General features: G+C 61.3%; 17 protein-coding genes. 7 read left to right on the forward strand and 10 right to left on the reverse strand.

All coding sequences use genetic code 11. The features are described from left to right. The first annotated feature begins 1 nt into the window (after position 1). Positions 2–742, forward strand: coding sequence for an aspartate/glutamate racemase family protein (locus QTL94_RS11130; protein ID WP_289801580.1), 741 nt, complete (start codon positions 2–4; stop codon positions 740–742). Between the two features lie 120 nt (positions 743–862). After that, positions 863–1351, forward strand: coding sequence for a heme-degrading domain-containing protein (locus QTL94_RS11135; RefSeq protein ID WP_289801745.1), 489 nt, complete (start codon positions 863–865; stop codon positions 1349–1351). Positions 1352–1484: 133 nt separating this feature from the next. On the opposite strand, the gene QTL94_RS11140 is transcribed toward QTL94_RS11135, so the two are convergent. Continuing rightward, entirely contained in the window at positions 1485–1754 is a 270-nt protein-coding gene (locus QTL94_RS11140; protein ID WP_065693545.1) for an antibiotic biosynthesis monooxygenase, read from the reverse strand. A gap of 208 nt (positions 1755–1962) precedes the next feature. Here QTL94_RS11140 and QTL94_RS11145 point away from each other — a divergent pair, with 208 nt between their 5' ends. After that, positions 1963–2544, forward strand: a complete 582-nt coding sequence (locus QTL94_RS11145; RefSeq protein WP_289801581.1) for a hypothetical protein — start codon at positions 1963–1965, stop codon at positions 2542–2544. Positions 2545–2588: 44 nt separating this feature from the next. Here QTL94_RS11145 and QTL94_RS11150 read toward each other — a convergent pair whose 3' ends face one another. After that, entirely contained in the window at positions 2589–3848 is a 1260-nt protein-coding gene (locus QTL94_RS11150) for an AGE family epimerase/isomerase (protein WP_289801582.1), read from the reverse strand. Between the two features lie 172 nt (positions 3849–4020). Between QTL94_RS11150 and metH the strand changes: the two genes are divergently transcribed. Beyond that, positions 4021–7794, forward strand: coding sequence for a methionine synthase (metH, locus tag QTL94_RS11155; RefSeq protein WP_289801583.1), 3774 nt, complete (start codon positions 4021–4023; stop codon positions 7792–7794). A 94-nt stretch (positions 7795–7888) separates the two neighbouring features. On the opposite strand, the gene QTL94_RS11160 is transcribed toward metH, so the two are convergent. The 8 genes from QTL94_RS11160 to QTL94_RS11195 all read right to left on the reverse strand — a co-directional run bounded on the left by QTL94_RS11160 (position 7889) and on the right by QTL94_RS11195 (position 15681). Further along, positions 7889–8758 (reverse strand): hypothetical protein, encoded by an 870-nt coding sequence (locus tag QTL94_RS11160; protein WP_289801584.1) that lies wholly within the window; start codon positions 8756–8758, stop codon positions 7889–7891. Positions 8759–8834: 76 nt separating this feature from the next. Then, positions 8835–9140, reverse strand: a complete 306-nt coding sequence (locus tag QTL94_RS11165; RefSeq protein WP_047505879.1) for an NIPSNAP family protein — start codon at positions 9138–9140, stop codon at positions 8835–8837. Positions 9141–9209: 69 nt separating this feature from the next. Next, a complete protein-coding gene (locus QTL94_RS11170; protein WP_289801585.1) occupies positions 9210–10550 on the reverse strand; it encodes an MFS transporter in 1341 nt (446 codons plus the stop codon). Positions 10551–10697: 147 nt separating this feature from the next. Further along, positions 10698–11759, reverse strand: a complete 1062-nt coding sequence (locus tag QTL94_RS11175) for an ABC transporter ATP-binding protein (RefSeq protein WP_289801586.1) — start codon at positions 11757–11759, stop codon at positions 10698–10700. Between the two features lie 14 nt (positions 11760–11773). Then, positions 11774–12562: an ABC transporter permease gene (locus QTL94_RS11180; protein ID WP_289801587.1), complete on the reverse strand. Its 789-nt coding sequence runs from the start codon at positions 12560–12562 to the stop codon at positions 11774–11776. Continuing rightward, positions 12559–13452 (reverse strand): ABC transporter permease, encoded by an 894-nt coding sequence (locus QTL94_RS11185; protein WP_113520057.1) that lies wholly within the window; start codon positions 13450–13452, stop codon positions 12559–12561. Before QTL94_RS11185 ends, QTL94_RS11180 begins: the two co-directional genes overlap by 4 nt. Before the next feature lie 72 nt (positions 13453–13524). Beyond that, the gene (locus tag QTL94_RS11190) at positions 13525–14628 is read right to left on the reverse strand and encodes an ABC transporter substrate-binding protein (protein ID WP_113520056.1); all 1104 of its coding nucleotides are present in this window, start codon (positions 14626–14628) and stop codon (positions 13525–13527) included. Positions 14629–14808: 180 nt separating this feature from the next. Then, on the reverse strand, positions 14809–15681 hold the full coding sequence (locus QTL94_RS11195; RefSeq protein WP_065693555.1) for a MurR/RpiR family transcriptional regulator: 873 nt from the start codon (positions 15679–15681) through the stop codon (positions 14809–14811). A 177-nt stretch (positions 15682–15858) separates the two neighbouring features. Here QTL94_RS11195 and QTL94_RS11200 point away from each other — a divergent pair, with 177 nt between their 5' ends. The 3 genes from QTL94_RS11200 (at position 15859) to QTL94_RS11210 (ending at position 19821) form a co-directional block, all read left to right on the forward strand. Further along, positions 15859–16632, forward strand: a complete 774-nt coding sequence (locus tag QTL94_RS11200) for an N-formylglutamate amidohydrolase (protein ID WP_289801588.1) — start codon at positions 15859–15861, stop codon at positions 16630–16632. Between the two features lie 124 nt (positions 16633–16756). Then, a complete protein-coding gene (locus tag QTL94_RS11205; RefSeq protein WP_289801589.1) occupies positions 16757–18304 on the forward strand; it encodes an amino acid permease in 1548 nt (515 codons plus the stop codon). A gap of 149 nt (positions 18305–18453) precedes the next feature. Beyond that, positions 18454–19821: a glutamine synthetase family protein gene (locus QTL94_RS11210; RefSeq protein WP_065693558.1), complete on the forward strand. Its 1368-nt coding sequence runs from the start codon at positions 18454–18456 to the stop codon at positions 19819–19821. The last annotated feature ends 59 nt before the right edge of the window (positions 19822–19880 follow it).

Genomic DNA, 19880 nt, shown 5'->3' on the forward strand with positions numbered 1-19880 from the left:
GATGCGCATTCTCATCGTCAATCCGAACACGACCGCCAGCATGACCGAGAAGGCGGCCGCCGCCGCCCGGCTCGTGGCCGCCAGCGGCACGGAAATCATCGCCGCCACTTCGCGGATGGGGCCGGTGTCGATCGAGGGGCACTATGACGGCGCTTTGGCCATTCCCGGCCTTTTGACCGAACTGAAGGAGCGGGCGGGGACCTATGACGCCGCCGTGATCGCCTGCTTCGACGATACGGGGCTGGAGGCAGCGCGCAGTTTCGCCGATGTGCCTGTGCTTGGGCTCTGCGAATCCGCCGTCGCCACCGCCGGCTTTCTGGCGCAGCGCTTCACCGTGGTGACGACGCTGGAGCGCTCGCGGGTGCTGATCGACAACCTCGTGCGTCGCTATGGCATGGGTGAGCGGGCGAAGGTGAGGGCATCGGACATTCCAGTGCTGGAGCTGGAAGATGAGGCATCGGGCGCGATCGGCAAGCTTCGCGCCGAGATCGAGCGGGCGCTTGATGCGGATGGCGCGGAGGCGATCGTGCTCGGCTGCGCGGGGATGACCGATCTGGCGCGCGAGCTGCAGGAGATCTATGGCGTGCCCGTGATCGATGGCGTCGCCGCCGCCGTCAAGCAGGCCGAGGCGCTGGTGTCGCTCGGGTTGTCCACCAGCAAGCGCGGCTCCTATGCGTCACCGCTACCCAAGCCCTTTGTCGGGGCCATGAGCCAGTTTGCACCGATACGGGCGGCGAGCTGAAGGCATTTTCCCCCGGCGCCGACGTTCTGACATCATCCGTATCATCACGATTTTGCTTTACTTTTGCATTCTGCTTGCGATTGTTCGGTCAAAAGCATTGCAGGAGAGGAAGCAGACATGGTGACGGGCGAAGACGACCTCAAGCGGATCGCGGAACAGGAAAAGGCGCTAAGCTTCGACGCTTTCGATCTGAGCACGGCCTGGCAGCTTGGCAAGCTGCTACAGGAACTCGGTAGCGAACGCAGCCTTGGCATTGCCATCGACATCACACTGCATTCGATGCCCGTCTTTTATGCCGCGCTTCCCGGCGTGACACCCGACAATGTTCAATGGGTCCGGCGCAAGCGCAATCTGGTGCTGCGCTACTTCAGGAGCAGCTATGCGATCGGTCTCGATCTCAAGGAGAAGGGCAAGACGGTTGCGGATAACGGCCTTTCCGATGCCGACTACGCGCCGCACGGCGGCAGCTTCCCGATCAACGTGAAAGGCACCGGCTGCATCGGGGCCGTGACGGTGTCGGGATTGCCGCAGCGCGACGACCACAATCTCGTCGTCGAAGCGCTGGCATTGATGCTGGCGAAGGATCTGGACGCGCTGCGTCTCGCCTGAGACGGCAAGTTGCATCGTGCTCCCTGCAGGACGGGTCGTCCTGCAGGAGGTTGCCCGAGACAACGATCAGCTTCGCTGCGCACGTCTCGCCGCAGCGAAGCTTCAGCAGCCTCTTTCTCGCTCTGTCGTATTGTCAGGCTTTGGTGGTGAGCCAGACGGTGGGCGCGCCCAGCACGCCGCCCGTGCGCATCGCCGCCCTTAGCTCTTCCAGCTTGCCGAATGCCTGCGCCGCTTCCGGCGTGGCGAACTCGTGCGTGACGGTGACGTCGTTGGGGTTGTCGACAGCCTGAAAGACCGCCTCGGCGAGAACCCCATTCGCCTTCTGGACGGACCTGAACCCGTCGTAAATCTTGCGCCAGGCTGCGTAGTCCGAAACCTGATGCCTCACGAACAACGTCGTCATCTTACCCTCCTACTTTGCATTGACACGTTTCGTTGGGACGATTGGCCGTCACCATATCATCGAAGTCGTTTTCGGGCGTAGATAAATGCACTGCCTTCGGCCATCGAGCCAATCGGTCGCAGGTTGCGGATGTGCGCGGCATTGCCTGGCGGGTGGCCTGTTGAAATTCCCCGGATGCCTGCGATACTCGCTGGCAGGAGCGAGAGCGATGACGCGTCGTTGGCGAATTCTGGCGGTCCTGCTGTCACCGGCACTCATCAGTGCCGGACCGGCCGACGACGGTCGCTGGTATGCCGGAGCCTATTCCTTCTCGGACGAGCTTGGCGGCTTCCGCATCTTGTCGGTGTCAGGCACGGGTACGCGAGACGATCCGATCGAAATCAGCGAGGAGATGGATCAGGCAACTCCGCCGGTCACGCTTGTCATCAGGGCGGCAAAGCCGTCGCCATTGCAGTCAGCGGAACAAAGTTCATTTCATCTGCGTGTTACCGTCGTGAACCAGAGCGGGCTGGCCTGGATCGGTTTCGGGTTCGAACTTCAGGAGATTCGGGGCAAGCCAAGCGACTTCGATGATGGCCTGTCGTTTGGCCAGACAAATCCCAATCCCGATTTTATTTCGTCCGACCGGTTTGCGCGTTTTGTAAACCGCTTCGAGAGTTATGATCGGTTGAGCTTCGAGGATGGTTACGTCGATCCCCTGGGACGCACGAATTTCGGTTTCTTCGTCACCGACGTAACGCCGGTGCCGGAGTTCTATCTTGTGCAGGACCCGCGCATACCGTCGTCGTAAGGCATAAGAAAAGCGGCGCCATTGATGACGCCGCTTCCGTAGTCTCAGATCTTGCCGCCGGCTTCGGCGATGACCTTGGTCAGGCTGCCGTTTGCCGGGAAGAGGGGGATCAGGCAGGCCTGCAGGGCGTGGTAGATATCGCCCTTGCCGGGGAACAGGCTGTGCGAGGGAACGAGATCCTCCGTCAGTTCCTCATGCCAGCCGCCGTTCTTGTGATCGATGAAGGAGCGCTCGATGACGTTCCAGATCCGGCGGTAGTGTTCCTCGTGGTAGTCGCTCGGCAGGTGCTCGTTGAGGAAGTGCGCCGCGCCGGCGCCTTCGCAGGCCGGCCACCAGAGCTTGTTGCGCTTGGCGGGCTTGTCGTCCCAATCGAGCGTATAGAAGAAGCCGCCCTTGTCGTCGTCCCAACCAAGCGCGATCGACTGCGAGAACAGGCTCTTGGCCGCATCCGGCATCCACTCCTGCTTCTTGCCGCCGAGCACCCAGAGCTGCAGGAGGAGACGCGCCCATTCCAGCCAGTGGCCGGGCGTCGTACCTGCCGGACGGAACATCTCGTTCGGGTGGTAGTACTCCTTGTCGAGGCTCCAATCGGTGGTGAAATGTTCGCCGACGCGCCAGCCGACGGAACCGGCCGCGCGGCGGATGACGAGGTCGGCGATGCTCTCGGCCTTGGCGAGATAATCGCGGTCACCCGTTGCCTCGAAGGCGGCCATCAGCGCTTCGGTGAGGTGCATGTTGGAATTCTGGCCGCGGTAGTTGCCGCCGTCGAGGGCTTGCCAGTCGGCGGTAAATTCCTCGGCGATGGCGCCGTGCTTGGTTTCCCAAAACTTCGTGTTCAGGACTTCGGTGATGTCGGCAAGCATGCCGTCGGCCAGCGGATGGCCGACCGTCTTGGCGGACGAGGCGGCGAGCAGGACGAAGGCGTGGCCGTATCCCTGCTTGTTTGAATCGACAGGGCCGTTGTCATCGAGCGACCAGAAGTAGCCGCCATTCTTGGTGTCACGGTGATGGTTCCAGATGTACTGCATGCCGTGATCGACAACGTCGGCGGCGCCGGGGCGGCCGAGGAGGGTGCCGATCGAGAAGCAGTGAACGGCGCGCGACGCGATATGGATCGGACGCACCTGGCCGGCGGGATTGAGCGGTTTGCCGGTGTCATCGAGATCGACGAAGCCCCCCTTGGGGTTGATGGAGTCGTGCTGGAAGAAATCGAAGAGCCCGTTTGCCTGTGCAAGAAGCCAGTTGCGGTGATAGCTGCGGGTGGTCCAGTTTCCGAGCGCGGCGTCGCCGTTTGCAGGTGCCATGATACTCCTCCGATTTCGTGCACAAAGCCTTCGCAACCGCCTATATAGGGGCCGCTCGAGTCTGTCATCTGCCCAGCGCCGCAAAGGCGCCACATGAGATGGATATATTGACATAAAGATATCTTTATGTGATTGAACCATTTGGTCTGCAACGACGTCAAGGAGTCCGCCCGTGTTTGATACTCTGTTTGGTTCCGAAGGGGCAAAGCGCGACGGTAGTGAAGTGTTTGCTGCGCTCAAGAAAGCCGCGAGCGAACGCATCCTCGTTCTTGACGGTGCCATGGGCACGCAGATCCAGGGGCTGGGCTTCGATGAAGACCATTTCCGCGGCGATCGCTTCATCGGATGCGCCTGCCACCAGAAGGGCAACAACGACCTTCTGATCCTGTCGCAGCCGGATGCGATCGAGGAAATCCATTACAAATACGCCAAGGCCGGCGCGGATATTCTCGAGACGAACACCTTCTCTTCGACGCGGATCGCGCAGGCCGACTACGCGATGGAAGGCGAGGTCTATGCGCTGAACAAGGAAGGCGCCGAGATCGTGCGCCGCGCGTGCATCCGCGCCGAGCGCGAGGACGGCAAGCGTCGCTTCGTCGCCGGCGCCATCGGTCCGACGAACCGCACGGCCTCGATCTCGCCTGACGTCAACAATCCGGGCTTCCGCGCCGTCACCTTCGATGACCTGCGGGCAGCTTATGCGGAGCAGATCGACGGCCTGATCGATGGCGGCGCAGATATCATCCTGATCGAGACGATCTTCGATACGCTGAACGCCAAGGCCGCGATCTTCGCCTGCGAGGAGCGCTTCGAGGCCAAGGGCATCCGCCTGCCGGTGATGATCTCGGGCACGATCACCGATCTTTCCGGCCGCACGCTCTCCGGCCAGACGCCGACCGCCTTCTGGAACTCGGTGCGTCACGCCAACCCGTTCACGATCGGCCTGAACTGCGCGCTCGGCGCCAACGCGATGCGTCCGCATCTGCAGGAACTGTCAGGGGTTTCCGATACCTTCATTTGCGCCTATCCGAACGCCGGTCTGCCGAACGAGTTTGGCCAGTATGACGAGACGCCGGAGCTGATGGCCGCACAGATCGACGAGTTCGCCCGCGAGGGTCTCGTCAATATCGTTGGCGGCTGCTGCGGCTCGACACCTGAACACATCAAGGCGATCGCCGAGGTGGTGGCCAAGTACAAGCCGCGACCGATCCCCGAGCATCGGCCCTTCATGTCGCTGTCGGGCCTCGAGCCCTTCGAGCTCACCAAGGACATCCCCTTCGTCAACGTCGGCGAGCGCACCAACGTCACGGGCTCGGCTCGCTTCCGCAAGCTGATTACCAATGCCGACTACACGGCGGCGCTCGACGTGGCGCGCGATCAGGTCGAAAACGGCGCGCAGATCATCGACATCAACATGGACGAGGGCCTGATCGATTCCGAAAAGGCGATGGTCGAGTTCCTGAACCTGATCGCCGCCGAGCCGGATATCGCTCGCGTGCCCGTGATGATCGACAGTTCAAAGTTCTCGATCATCGAATCCGGCCTGAAGCGCGTCCAGGGCAAGCCGATCGTCAACTCGATCTCGCTGAAAGAGGGCGAAGAGAACTTCCTCGCACAGGCGAGGTTGCTGCATGCCTATGGCGCGGCTGTCGTCGTCATGGCTTTCGACGAGACCGGCCAGGCGGATACCTATGACCGCAAGGTCGAGATCTGCGCGCGCGCCTACAAGCTCCTGACCGAAAAGGCGGGCTTCCCGCCTGAAGACATCATCTTCGATCCGAACGTCTTCGCTGTCGCGACCGGTATCGAAGAACACAACAATTACGGCGTCGACTTCATCGAGGCGACGCGCACGATCCGCAAGACGATGCCGCTGGTGCATATTTCGGGCGGTGTTTCGAACCTCTCCTTCTCGTTCCGCGGCAATGAGCCGGTGCGCGAGGCGATGCACGCCGTGTTCCTCTACCACGCCATCCAGGCGGGCATGGACATGGGCATCGTCAATGCCGGCCAGCTCGCGGTCTACGACCAGATCGACGCCGAGCTGCGCGAGGCCTGCGAGGACGTGGTGCTGAACCGCCGCAGCGACGCGACCGAGCGGCTGCTCGAAGTGGCCGAGAAGTTCCGTGGCGGTGCCGCCCGCGAGGGACGCGTGCAGGATCTCTCCTGGCGCGAATGGTCGGTCGAGAAGCGGCTTGAACACGCTTTGGTCAACGGCATCACCGAATATATCGATGCCGATACCGAAGAGGCCCGCCTGAAGGCCGAGCGTCCCCTGCACGTTATCGAAGGGCCGCTGATGGCCGGCATGAATGTCGTCGGCGATCTGTTCGGCTCGGGCAAGATGTTCCTGCCGCAGGTCGTCAAGTCTGCGCGTGTGATGAAGCAGGCCGTGGCCGTGCTCCTTCCTTACATGGAAGAAGAGAAGCGCCAGAACGGCGGCGACGAGCGCAAGGCTGCCGGCAAGATCCTGATGGCGACCGTGAAGGGCGACGTGCACGATATCGGCAAGAACATCGTCGGCGTTGTCCTCGCCTGCAACAACTACGAGATCATCGACCTCGGCGTCATGGTGCCAGCGACGAAGATCCTGGAGACGGCCGTTGCCGAGAAGGTGGATATCATCGGTCTCTCCGGCCTGATCACGCCTTCACTCGACGAGATGGTGCATGTCGCCGCTGAAATGGAGCGCCAGGGACTGGATCTGCCGCTTCTGATCGGTGGAGCGACGACGAGCCGTGTCCACACGGCCGTCAAGATCCATCCGGGCTACAACAAGGGCCAGGCCGTCTACGTGACGGATGCGAGCCGTGCCGTCGGCGTTGTCTCGGCGCTGCTGTCGCCTGACAATCGTGATGGCTACGTGGCCGATATCCGCGCCGAATACGCCAAGGTGGCAGCCGCGCATGCGCGCAGCGAGGCCGAGAAGGTTCGTCTGCCGCTTCCCCGTGCTCGCGAGAATGCGCAGCAGGTCGATTGGGCAGCCTACAAGCCGACCAAGCCGAGCTTCCTCGGCACCAAGGTTTTCGACGGCTATGATCTCGCCGACATCGCCAAGTACATCGACTGGACGCCGTTCTTCCAGACCTGGGAGCTGCGGGGCCGGTTCCCTGCTATTCTCGAGGACGAGAAGCAGGGCGAGGCAGCGCGTGCGCTCTGGGCCGATGCGCAGGCGATGCTGAAGAAGATCATCGACGAGAAGTGGTTCCACCCGCGTGCCGTCATCGGCTTCTGGCCGGCGAACGCGGTTGGCGACGATATCCGTCTGTTCAAGGACGAGAGCCGTAAGGACGAACTTGCCACCTTCTTCACGCTGCGCCAGCAGCTGTCGAAGCGTGACGGCCGGCCGAACGTTGCGCTGTCAGACTTCGTTGCGCCTGTCGAAAGCGGCGTTCAGGACTATGTCGGCGGTTTCGTCGTCACGGCTGGGATCGAGGAAGTGGCGATCGCGGAACGCTTCGAGCGCGCCAACGACGACTACTCGTCGATCCTCGTGAAGGCGCTGGCCGATCGCTTCGCCGAAGCCTTTGCCGAGCGAATGCATCTACAGGTACGTCGCGAATACTGGGGCTACGCCAAGGACGAGCATCTTAGCAATGAGCAGCTCATCACGGAGGAATATGCCGGTATTCGTCCGGCGCCGGGCTATCCGGCACAGCCCGACCATACCGAGAAGAAGACGCTGTTCGGCCTGCTCGATGCGGAGAAGGCGGCAGGCGTGACGCTCACCGAGAGTTACGCGATGTGGCCCGGCTCTTCCGTGTCAGGCATCTACATCGGTCACCCGGATTCCTACTACTTCGGCGTCGCCAAGGTGGAGCGGGATCAGGTCGAGGATTACGCGAACCGCAAGGGCATGGATGTTGCCGAGGTCGAGCGTTGGCTTGGACCGGTTCTCAACTACGTGCCGCGCAAGCGCGACGAGGAGATCGAGGACGCGGCCTGATCGGCTGCGTCTTCAGGATCTGATTCAAGGACCGGACAGATTGATTCAGGTTGTCGCCGCAAGGCGCTGATCATGAATCGAAATCGGTGGTTGCTCAGGCGGTCAGTTCGACGAGGATTGCCGTCGTGTCATCGCTTTGCTTGAAGCGCGGGTAGCGAAGACCTTCAGGGTCTGTTTCCCGCTCGAAGCGCCGGAGCTCTTCGATCATCGGCGCGAGGCCCTTTTTGAGGGCTGTCCGAACGAGGCTCGCCGTATCGTAGGCGGCGTAGAGAACCACCAGATCCGCGAAGCCGTCGCTGCAGACGATGGCGTGCGCCTTGCCGTTGATCTCCAGCCGTTCCGAAACCAGATGGTCGGCCGATTCAGGCACGAGGCCGAGTGTCCAGATGCCTCCTGCGGTGTTCTGGCTTTCACGGTGCCGGCGCAGAGCCGCCAACGTTTCCGGATTGCCGAGCGCGCCACCATCCCGCGTGATGCCGCCGGTGCGGGCGATATGGCTTTGCGCATGGGCCTGCTCCCTGACGTATGCGTCGGGAATGGCCATGTGAAAGCTCATCGATCCATCCTCCTGCAGGAGAAAGACGCAGGAATCGCCGAGGCCATAGAAGGTCAATCCGTCGTCTGTGGCGTGGATCATCGAAAAGGCGGAAAGCGGCCAGGCGTAGCGCGGCACATCGGGGTTGCTGCCGAGGAATGTGGCCTTGGCCTCCAGCGACACAGCGCGGGCGATATCGGAGACCTGTGTCTGGCGCGTGATCTGCTGCTTGAAGCCATCCGCGAAACGTGCCGCGACCCAGGCGGCATCGCTGCCTGACGCATCCATGTATTGGCGGTCGCCGAGGCCTGTAGCGCCATCGATTACGAAGGCGCAGGCCTCGTTGTAGCCGAAGCGGTCGTCGTTCGGCTTTTCCGGATTTCCCGGTGCGGAGAGCGCGTCGAGGATCTTGATCTGAGGTGCCGGCATCGTTCTTCAGTTCCTCGTCATGGGTGCCAATGGAAGGCCGAGCGGGTCGGCCCTCGCGGATTTGGTGACGTCTCGGTCAGCCGAGAACCGGGCGCATGAAGCTGCGCTCATAGCTGATGATGCTGCGGTTGCGCTTGTCCAGATCGAAGGCCGCCTGGCATTCGGGATCGACGGCCATGCGGGTGCGGTAATCTTCGTAGGCGGCGAGGCTCGGGAAGGAGAACAATGCGACCGCGATGTTGTTGGCGCCTTCGGAGGGCAGGAAATAGCCGTGATGGTTGCCGCCCATGCGGTTGACGATCGGAATCCAGAGCCTGGCGTATTCTTCAAATTCGGCGACCTTGTAGGGGTCGATGACATAGCGCAGATGGCAAGTAATCATTGAAATATCTCTGATTGATAGGGCCGGCAGAAACGCCTGCCGGCCGGTTGCTAGCTTAGTGTGTTGTCGTCAGGCGCTCGTGGCAAGCCGTTCATTCAGCTCCTCGATGCCAACCTCGGCTTCGACGCTGTCGCCCTTGGCGATCAGGTATAGCCCGAGCGCGAAGGCAAGCGCTGCGATGAACAGCAGATAATAGGCATGCGCCATCGGGTTTAGCGGCAGAGCCGAGGCCACGGCAAGCGGCGTCAGGCCGCCGAAGATCGCGTAGGAGACGTTGTAGGAGAAGGAGAGGCCGCTGAAGCGGACGCGAGCCGGGAAGGCACGCACCATGACATAAGGCACGGCGCCGACCATGCCGACCGACAGGCCCATGATGGCATAGAGCACGAACAGGACCGTGAGCGACGTCGCCGCGTAGGTGTAGAAGGCGAAGGTTGCTGCGGCAAAGAAGATGCTGGAGACGACGAAGAAGCGGCCTGAGCCGACCCGGTCGACGATCGCGCCGGCGGCGGCTGTGCCGAAGATCAGGAAGAGCGTCCCGAAGCTGGTGGCGGCAAGCGACTGCTGCGCGGTGTAGCCATAGAGCTTCTGCAGGAAGGTTGCCGTCATCAGCGTCGTGACGACGATGCCGGCCGACAGGATCCAGGTCAACAACATGGAGATGATGACGCCGCGCGGGTAGTCACGCAGCACGGCCTTCAGCGGCAGTTCGGGTGTTAGCGAGCGGGCCTGCTTCATTTCAGCGAAGACCGGCGTTTCCTGCAGCCAGCGGCGCAGGTAGACGGCAACGAGACCGAAGATGCCGCCGAGCAGGAACGGGATACGCCAGGCGTAGGCCGCGACATCCTCAGGCGTGAAGACGGAATTGATGATCGTGGCGATGAACGATCCAAGCAGGATGCCGAGCGTCAGGCCGGAGCAGAGGAAGCCGCAGGCAAAGCCGACGCGGCGGAACGGGACGTGCTCGGCCACGAAGGTCCAGGCGCCGGGCACTTCGCCGCCGATCGCCGCACCCTGCAGAATGCGCATCAGGATCAGCAGGATCGGCGCGGCAACGCCAATCGTTGCGTAGGTCGGCATGGCGGCCATGCCGAGCGTCGAAAGCGCCATCAGCAGGATCGAGAAGGCGAAAACGCGCTTGCGGCCGAAGAGATCGCCGAAGTGGGCAAGCACGATGCCGCCGAGCGGGCGGACCAGATAGCCGGCGGCAAAAATCCCGAAGGTCTGGATGGTCACCAGCCACTCCGGCATGTCGGCTGGAAAGAACAGCTTGCCGATCACCGCCGCAAAGAAGACGAAGATGATAAAATCGTAGAATTCAAGCGCGCCACCGAGGGCCGATAGGCCGAGCGTGCGGAAATCCTGCGCGGTGAGGCGGCGGGGCGGGGCGACTGATGTGGTGGGGGACATGATGCTGACTTTGCTGGACGAAAAACGTTTAAGCAGTCGTTGCGCATCGAGGACGTCATTTCAAGCAATTTCCGGCGCCGCGAAATGCAGCGCCGGAAATGTTGGAAGCGAGTGTGGCAAAGCCGCAAAACTGGCGCGGCGGCCTGATCAGTCGCGAATGACGAGGAGGTCGGCCGCCATGAAGCGCAGCGTCACGGTCTCGCCGGCAGCCGGCGGGGCGACGCCCGGGCTGTTGAACATGTCGAAGGAAATGACATTGCCGCCGACGTTCATGCGGGTGCGGATGACCGAGCCGAGGAAGTGGGCGGAGACGACCTGGCCCGTCAGCTTGGTGTCGCATGGCGCGCTCTCGGCCAGCGATCCGGCTTCTGGACGAAGGGCGAGGGAGACGGTGTCGCCTGCCTTGAACGCCGCGACCGACTGCTTCAGCGTGACGCCCTGATCGCCGATCTGGATGCGGTTGACCGCGGGATCGACGACCTTCGCCTCGATCATGTTGAGCGTGCCGACGAAGGAGGCGACGAAGCGTGTGGCCGGCGTGTTGTAGATCTCGAAGGGGGTTCCGATCTGGTCGGCGCGACCGGCGTTCATGACGACGATGCGGTCGGAGATCGAAAGGGCTTCTTCCTGGTCGTGCGTCACGAAGACGGTTGTGATGCCGAGCTTCTGCTGGATGGCGCGGATTTCCTCGCGCAGCGACACGCGGATCTTGGCGTCGAGCGCTGACAGCGGCTCGTCGAGCAGCAGTACCTGAGGCTTCACCGCAAGCGCACGCGCGAGTGCCACGCGCTGCTGCTGGCCGCCGGACAACTGGTAGGGATAGCGATCGGCAAGATGATCGAGCTTGATCAGCCCGAGCATTTCCTTGACGCGCTGGTCGATTTCCGCCTGAGGCGCGCCGGCGACCTTGAGGCCGAAGGCAACGTTGTCGTGAACCGTCATGTTGGGGAACAGCGCGTAGGCCTGGAAGACCATGCCGATGTTTCGCTTGTTCGGCTTCAGATTGCCCTGTTCCTTGCCGCCGATCGCGATGCGACCGGAGGAAGGTGTTTCGAAGCCCGCGATCATGCGCAGGACGGTCGTCTTGCCGCAGCCCGACGGGCCGAGGAAGGAGATGAATTCACCCTTCTCGATCTGCATGTTGAAGTCATGCACGACCTGCGTTGCGCCGAAGGATTTCTTGAGGTTTGCGAGTTCGAGGAAAGCCATGAAAACCAGATACCTTACGACTTGGCCGGAGCGGCCCGGTGGAAGCGGGAGACGAGGTTGAGAAGGCCCATGCTGAGCCACGTGATCGAGAAGGCGATGACCGCCAGCGCCGACGGCTCGTAGGCGCGGTTGGCACCGACCAGCTGCAGGTAGGGGCCGAAGGCCGGACGATTGAGCAGGGCGGCCATGGTGAATTCGCCCATGACGATCGCGAGCGTGATGAAGGCGCCCGACAGAACGCCGCTCATGACGTTCGGAAAGATGCACTTGAACATGATGGTCGTCCAGCTTGCACCGAGGCTTTCCGCGGCCTCGGTGAGCGTGCGGACATCGATCGCGCGCATGGCGGTGTCAACGGCGCGGTACATGTAGGGCAGCGACAGCGTAATGTAGGATAAGACCAGCAGTATGTTGGTGCCCGAGGTCGAACCTGTGAGCGGCAGGATCGAGGACGAGTTGTACATTCTGAGGTAGCCGAAGACGATGACGATCGCCGGGATGACGAGCGGCAGCAGCGTGATGAACTCGACCACCGGGCGGATCTGCGGCAGGCGCAGGCGGACCCAATAGGCGGTCGGCACGACGAGCAGCATGCCGAAGACGATGGTCAGAAGCGCCATCAGCATCGAGTAGCCGAACGTCTCGCGGAACTGCGCCTCGGAGAAAACCGAGGCGTAGGCGTCGAAGCTATAGGCGCCGCGGCGCATCCGCAGCGAAAATTCGATCGTGGCGATCAGCGGCAGTACGAAGTAGGCAGCGCCAATTGCGACGGCGATCCAGGCGCCAAGGCGTGAAGTCTTCATTTTTGCCACCGTTCAGCGCGCATGCGCAGCAGGATATAGAGGAGGTTCGAAAGTCCGGTGATGACGATCATGCCGAGCGCCAGGGCATAGCCGAGGTTGGCGTTGTGAAGAACGTCGCCACGGATCTGCGCATAGAGCAGGATCGGTACGATGTTGAGCGAGCTACCTGTCAGGGCATAGGCGGTGGCAATCGCGCCGAACGCGTTCGCGAACAGAAGCAGCGTGGTGCCCATCAGGCTTGGCCAGAGGATCGGGAAGGCGACCATGCGCCAGTACTGGCCGTTGGTGGCGCCGAGAATGAGCGCGGCTTCCTTCCATTCCTTCTTCATGCCGTCGAGAGCCGGCGTCAGTATCAACACCATCAGCGGGATCTGGAAATACATGTAGGTGAGGGTGAGCCCGAAGAAGCTCAGCAAGTTGAAGCCGGTCGAATAGAGATTGAAGCCAAACCAGTCGCGCATCAGCACGGTCACCAGGCCGGTGCGACCCAGCGTGGCGAGGAACGCAAAGGCCAGCGGGACGCCCGCGAAATTCGATGCAACGCCGGAGAAGGTCAGAAGGCCGGACCGAACCCAGTTCGGAAGGCCGCCGAGCACCACCGCCCAGGCGAGGAAGAAACCGATCAGCGCGCCACCTAGGGCCGATGCGACCGAAACCTTGATGCTGATCCAGTAGGCGCTGAGGATCGTCGGCGTGAAGAGGTCGGCGATGTTCTGGAGCGTCAGGTTGCCCTCCGGCGTCAGGAACGCGCCGGCGACGAGATAAAGCGTCGGGATGATGAGAAACATCGCCGCAAAGATCATGAACGGCGCGATGCCGAGCCAGTCCATGACCCTGTCACGATTTATCAGGGGCGTGGTGCTGGCCACGGGTGTTGAAATGGTGCTCATAGACGACAGCCTTATCGGGGCAATGAAAGGAAACCTCTCCGCCACGGGGACGGAGAGGTCTTGTGTCAGCTATTACTTGACGTTGGCGCCAACAACGCTGTCCCACTTGCCGGTGATGGCGGCCTTGCCGGCAGCCTGTTCTTCGAGCGTCGGGAAGACAGCCTTTTCATAGGAGGCAGCCGGCGGCAGCTTGTCGAGAAGTTCCTGCGGGATCTTCTTGTTCTTCGCCAGGTCGTTGAAGCGGATCGGATGGCAATAGCCCTTCAGCCAGCCGAGCTGACCTTCATCCGAGTACAGGTATTCCATCCAGAGCTTGGCAGCGTTCGGGTGCGGAGCGAAAGCGGAGATCGCCTGGACGTAAACGCCAGCGTTGACGCCCGATGCCGGAACGATGACGTCAACCGGGGGGTTGCCCTTCAGGGTGTCGCGCCAGGACAGGCCGTTGTAGTCCCAGGCGATGACGATCGGGGTCGAGCCCTGAGCGAGCGAGGCAGACTTGCCGATGACAGGCACGAGGTTTCCGGCCTTGTTGAGTTCGGCGAAGTAAGCGAGGCCAGCTTCACCAGCCTTGGTCGCGTCCTTTTCACCAGCTGCGATACCGGCTGCATAAACAGCCTGGACAGCCTGGTTGGAAGCGCGCGGGTCGCCAGCGAGAGCGATGCTGTTGGCATAGTCGGACTTCTTCAGGTCGGCCCAGTCCTTTGGCGCGTCCTTGACGATGTCCTTGTTCACGACGAAGGAGAGAACGCCGTAGTAGTCGCCATACCAGAAGCCGTCGGCGTCCTTGGCGCTATCCGGGATGGAATCCCAGGTGGAGACCTTGTAGGGCTGGATCAGGCCATCGGCCTTTGCGGAGGGGCCGAAGGAGAGGCCAACGTCGATGACGTCAGGCGCCTGCGGGCCGGTGTTGCCCTTGTTGGCCTTGATCGCTTCGATTTCGTCGCCCGAACCGGCGTCCGGGTTCAGTTCGTTGACCTCAAGGCCGTACTTTGCCTTGAAGCCGGCAATGACGTCGCCGTAGCCGCACCAGTCGTGCGGAAGCGCGATCGTGGTCAGCGTGCCTTCCTTCTTGGCCGCAGCGATGAGTTCAGCGCTGGGTTCGGCAGCGGCAATAGCAGTTGAAGCCACAACAATTGCAGTCGAAAGCGAAAGCAGTCTAGAAATATTAGAGATCACTGTTGTTCTCCTTCAGGTTTCAGTGTCCGACGTTGCTGTTACTGACGTTACGTGAAGCTTTCGTGACAGTTCAATGACGTTCATTTTTCTTTGTATCGCAGGCAGTTGGCGGGGATGTTTCATTTACGACACCGTTCTTCGCTTCTACCGCGTTGTCATTTTTCTGTCGTTTTTTCCCTCCTAACCGAGTTTGCGGAAGAGCTTGGTCTGTTCGAACAAGCCTTCCAGGGTTTTCATGCGCTCCTTCGTTTCATCCCATGTCGAGTTCTGAACCGCTTCGATCAGCGCTTCGACAATGAAAAGAGTGACGACGGAGGAATCCCAGGCTGACGGCGCTTCAATCTGCACGCGAAATGTGTGGCGTGCGAGCTTGGCGGCCGGTGAGCTCCATTGGTCGGTGAAAAGGATGATCTCGGCGCCGCTCTTGCGCGCGGCCGTGGCCAGGCTGACCATCTCCTGCTCGTAGCGGCGGATATCGAAGATGATCAACAGGTCGCCCTGGCTCATGTTCAGCACATATTGCGGCCAGCTGCTCGAATTCGACGACAGCAGTGTCGTGTTCGGGCGAATGACCTGCATATGTGTAAAGAAGTATTCAGCCAGCGCGCCGGTGATGCGGCCTCCGACGAAATAGAGGCCGCGCTTGCGGTCCGACAGCAGCGCCGCGACGCTGTCGAATGTCGCGGTATCCAGGCCGCTCAGCGTCTGCCGGAGATTGCCCATTATGGCATCGGCAAATCGGTTCAGAATATGCGTGCCGGGGGCGTTGCTTGCCCAGCGATCGTGCTTGGCAATCGGGTTCGAGATGGTGGCCTCGACCTCCAGGTGGAGGTGGGCCTGAAAATCAGGATAGCCCTTGTAGCCCAGCTTCTGGACCATGCGCACGACTGTCGGCGTCGATACGCCGGCGTTTTCGGCGATCGTCGTGATGCTCCCCAGTCCGGAGACAGGGTAGTTGTCCAGCAGACTTTCAGCCAACTGCTTTTCGGCACGTGTGAGCGCGCCAAAATGCGAATGGATTACGTCCGAAACTGTCTTCGACGCAGCGGTCACGCGATCTTGCTCCCCGGGATTGGTCTTGTGCCACTTTCCCACTGAAAGTTAACAACGCTGTCACAATCCATGTCAACTGTTGTCGTGAAAAGAAATTTTCAGAGTGTGCTTGACAGGGCTCAGAACCTGAAGAATTCTTTTCTATAAATAATTTATTAATGTCGGGATGGTGCGCCTGTGGTGCCTGCTCAAGTCGAGGTTCTCAGCAAAGCGGATGGGGAATGCGTCGCGGTGGAACGACCGAACGGCACGAGCCCGCTGCTTGTCATTTGCGAACATGCTTCCCGACGGCTTCCCGAGCGCTTCGGCACGCTCGGCCTCTCCGAAGAGGCCTTGCGCAGCCATATCGCGTGGGATCCCGGTGCCTTGGCGGTCGCTCGCGGTATTTCCGAGGCTCTGGATGCGACGCTCGCCTACCAGCGGTTTTCCCGTCTGGTCTACGATTGCAATCGTCCGCCTGAATCCCCGGGCGCCATGCCTGAGAAGAGCGAAGTCTACGACATTCCGGGCAACGCGCGCCTCAGCGATGAAGAGCGCCACGCGCGGACGAAAGCGTTGTATATTCCTTTCCACGATGCCATCCGGGCGCTGATTCGCGACCGCAAGGCGAGGGGGCAGGAGACCGTGATTGCAACAGTCCATAGCTTCACGCCCATCTACCACGGCAAGACGCGTGCCGTGGAGATTGGTATTCTGCACGATGAAGACAGCCGCTTGGCAGACGGCATGCTCGAGGCCGCCGAAGCCGGCCCGCACCGCTATAAAATCGAACGCAACGAACCCTACGGCCCGGCCGACGGCGTGACCCACACGCTGATCCTGCACGGGGTTTCGAATGGGTTTCGCAATGTAATGATCGAGGTCCGCAACGACCTCATCTCGGACGAAACCGGTCAAGGGGTCATGGCCGGGTATCTGACGGGGCTGCTCCAGCAAAGCCTGGACGCCTGAATAGCAACGATAAGACCCCAGGGAGCAGTTTAACTGCGCCGCCCGTAGGCGAAGACGCCGCGGGCACTTTGGCACTGGATGATCATTCGCAATTCCGCGGCTGATCGCTATACAGGGGGAAGTCATGTCCGATTATACGGAACTCGACAAAAAGCAGGATGTGCACATCCTGCACTCCATGGGCTATGCCCAGGAGCTGGAACGACGCATGAGCTCGTTCTCGAATTTTGCTGTTTCATTTTCCATCATTTGCATTCTTTCCGGTGGTATCAACTCGCTGGCGCAGGCAACTGCGGGCGCCGGCGGTGCAGCTATCGGCATCGGCTGGCCGGTCGGTTGCTTCGTTTCGCTGGTGTTTGCCGTTGCCATGGCGCAGATCAGCTCCGCCTATCCGACGGCCGGTGGTCTCTACCACTGGGGTTCGATCCTCGGTAACCGCTTCACCGGCTGGCTGACCGCCTGGTTCAACCTGCTCGGTCTTGTCACCGTTCTTGGTGCGATCAACGTCGGTACCTACTACTTCTTCATGGGTTCCTTCGGCACGGGCTATTTCGGTTTGACGGATACCACCACCGTTCGCATTCTCTTCCTGGTGATCATCACCGGTGCGCAGGCACTCGTGAACCACATGGGGATCGGGCTGACAGCCAAGCTCACCGACTTCTCGGGCTATCTGATCTTCGCAACGGCGATTGCTCTTTCGGCGGTATGCCTGCTGGCAGCCCCCTCCTATGACGTGGCGCGCCTCTTCACCTTCGCCAACTATTCCGGCGAAGCGGGCGGCAACGTCTGGCCGGCAACGTCGGGTACCTGGGTATTCCTGCTCGGCCTGCTGCTGCCAATCTACACGATCACCGGCTATGACGCGTCGGCGCATACGTCGGAAGAAACGGTCAAGGCTGCCCATTCCGTTCCGCGCGGCATGGTCTCCTCCGTTCTCTGGTCGGCGCTCTTCGGCTACATCATGCTGTGCTCGTTCGTCCTGATGCTCCCGAACATGGACGATGCCGCCAAGCAGGGCTGGAACGTGTTCTTCTGGGCCATGGACAGCCAGGTCAACCCTGTCGTCAAGGATCTGCTCTACTTCGCCATCCTCGTCAGCCAGTGGCTGTGCGGTCTTGCGACGGTCACCTCGGTCTCGCGCATGATCTTCGCGTTCTCGCGTGACGGCGGTCTGCCGGCATCCAAGGCGCTCGCCAAGGTCAGCCCGAAGTATCGCACGCCGGTGGCTGCGATCTGGACGGGTTCGATCCTTTCGGTCCTGTTCGTCTGGGGTTCGTCGCTCGTCTCTATCGGTGATACGCCGGTTTACACGATCGTCGTCTCGTGCACGGTCATCTTCCTGTTCTTCTCCTTCGCGATCCCGATCACGCTCGGTCTCTTCGCCTGGGGCACGTCGAAGTGGGACAAGATGGGTCCGTGGAACATCGGCGAGGGCATGTACAAGCTCTTCTCCGTTCTCACGATCCTCGCGATGATCCTTATCTTCGTTCTCGGCGTTCAGCCGCCGAACGAGTGGGCGCTCTACATCACCGTGGGCTTCCTTGTGCTGACCGCGATCGTGTGGTTCGGCTTCGAAAGCCGCCGCTTCAAGGGCCCGCCGATCGGCGAGGAAGTGGCACGTCGCCAGGCCGAGATTGCGGCTGCCGAAAAGGCCGTTGGCGAACACTAAGCTTCAGACTTTTCATATCAATGGCGGGGCTGCCCTGTGCAGCCCCGTTCCCCCGGCTCAACGAAAATGCATCGGGCGCCTCAGCCTCGCGCCAAGGCATGCTCTTTCGTTGCCCCGATTTTCCTATTCAAAGTTCAGGCGGATTCAATATGAGCATCTATACTCTCGACGATCTCAAGCAGGATGTTGCCGACGGCCGCATCGACACGGTCCTGGCGTGCCAGGTGGACATGCAGGGTCGCTTGATGGGCAAGCGCTTCCAGGCGGAATATTTCATCGAGAGCGCCTGGAAAGAGACCCACAGCTGCAACTATCTGGTGGCCACCGACATGGAGATGGAAACCGTCTCCGGATACAAGGCGACAAGCTGGGAAAAGGGCTACGGCGACTACACCATGAAGCCGGACCTTTCGACGCTGCGCCGCATTCCCTGGCTTGAAGGGACGGCGCTGGTGCTTTGCGACCTGCTCGACCACCACACGCATGAGGAGGTGCCCCACTCGCCGCGCGCCATCCTGAAGAAGCAGGTCAAGCGCCTCGAAGACATGGGCATGAAGGCGTTCATGGCCTCCGAGCTCGAGTTCTTCCTGTTCGACCAGACCTACGAGTCGGCGCACGCCTCCGGCTATCGCAACCTCAAGCTCGCCAGCGCCTACAACGAAGACTACCACATCTTCCAGACAACCAAGGAAGAAGAGGTCATGCGGGCGATCCGCACCGGTCTTCAGGGCGCCGGCATTCCGGTCGAGAACTCCAAGGGCGAGGCGTCCGCCGGCCAGGAAGAGATCAACGTCCGCTACGCCGACGCGCTGACGATGGCGGACCGGCACGCGATCATCAAGAACGGCTGCAAGGAAATCGCCTGGTCGAAGGGCAAGGCCATCACCTTCCTTGCCAAGTGGCACTACAACGCCGCCGGCAGTTCGTCGCATATCCACCAGTCGCTCTGGAGCGCGGATGGCAAGACACCGTTGTTTGCCGACGACAAGGGCAAATACGGCATGTCGCCGCTGATGGAAAACTACATTGCCGGGCTGCTCGCGCATGCGAGCGAGATCACCTATTTCCTGGCGCCCTATATCAACTCCTACAAGCGTTTCATGGCCGGCACCTTCGCGCCGACCAAAGCGATCTGGAGCAAGGACAACCGTACGGCCGGCTATCGCCTCTGCGGCGATGGTACGAAGGCGATCCGCATCGAGTGCCGCGTCGGCGGGTCCGACCTCAACCCCTATCTCGCCTTTGCGGCACTGCTGGCGGCTGGCATCGACGGCATCGAGAACAAGATGGAACTCGAAGCGCCGTTCGTCGGTGACGCCTATGGCGCGCGCAAGGTTCGCGAGATTCCGCGCACGCTGCGCGCGGCGACGGTTTCCATGACCAAATCGAAGATGTTGCGGAATGCCTTCGGCGACGACGTCATCGATCACTACACGCGTGCTGCCGAGTGGGAGCAGGAAGAGTACGATCGTCGCATCACCGACTGGGAAGTGGCGCGCGGTTTCGAAAGAGCATAATAGGCGTAGCAAAGGCCGGACGACGTCCTGTCATACGATCTCCATATCTTGCGAGATTG

Origin of the sequence: Rhizobium sp. S96, from assembly GCF_030382195.1 — a bacterium.
Lineage (GTDB): Bacteria > Pseudomonadota > Alphaproteobacteria > Rhizobiales > Rhizobiaceae > Rhizobium.

Bases quoted from the DNA above. Each gene is read 5' to 3' on its own strand.
- QTL94_RS11130 (WP_289801580.1), top strand. From the start codon at position 2: ATGCGCATTCTCATCGTCAATCCGAACACGACCGCCAGCATGACCGAG.
- QTL94_RS11140 (WP_065693545.1), bottom strand. From the start codon at position 1,754: ATGACGACGTTGTTCGTGAGGCATCAGGTTTCGGACTACGCAGCCTGG.
- QTL94_RS11145 (WP_289801581.1), top strand. From the start codon at position 1,963: ATGACGCGTCGTTGGCGAATTCTGGCGGTCCTGCTGTCACCGGCACTC.
- QTL94_RS11150 (WP_289801582.1), bottom strand. From the start codon at position 3,848: ATGGCACCTGCAAACGGCGACGCCGCGCTCGGAAACTGGACCACCCGC.
- QTL94_RS11160 (WP_289801584.1), bottom strand. From the start codon at position 8,758: ATGCCGGCACCTCAGATCAAGATCCTCGACGCGCTCTCCGCACCGGGA.
- QTL94_RS11165 (WP_047505879.1), bottom strand. From the start codon at position 9,140: ATGATTACTTGCCATCTGCGCTATGTCATCGACCCCTACAAGGTCGCC.
- QTL94_RS11170 (WP_289801585.1), bottom strand. From the start codon at position 10,550: ATGTCCCCCACCACATCAGTCGCCCCGCCCCGCCGCCTCACCGCGCAG.
- QTL94_RS11175 (WP_289801586.1), bottom strand. From the start codon at position 11,759: ATGGCTTTCCTCGAACTCGCAAACCTCAAGAAATCCTTCGGCGCAACG.
- QTL94_RS11180 (WP_289801587.1), bottom strand. From the start codon at position 12,562: ATGAAGACTTCACGCCTTGGCGCCTGGATCGCCGTCGCAATTGGCGCT.
- QTL94_RS11185 (WP_113520057.1), bottom strand. From the start codon at position 13,452: ATGAGCACCATTTCAACACCCGTGGCCAGCACCACGCCCCTGATAAAT.
- QTL94_RS11205 (WP_289801589.1), top strand. From the start codon at position 16,757: ATGTCCGATTATACGGAACTCGACAAAAAGCAGGATGTGCACATCCTG.
- QTL94_RS11210 (WP_065693558.1), top strand. From the start codon at position 18,454: ATGAGCATCTATACTCTCGACGATCTCAAGCAGGATGTTGCCGACGGC.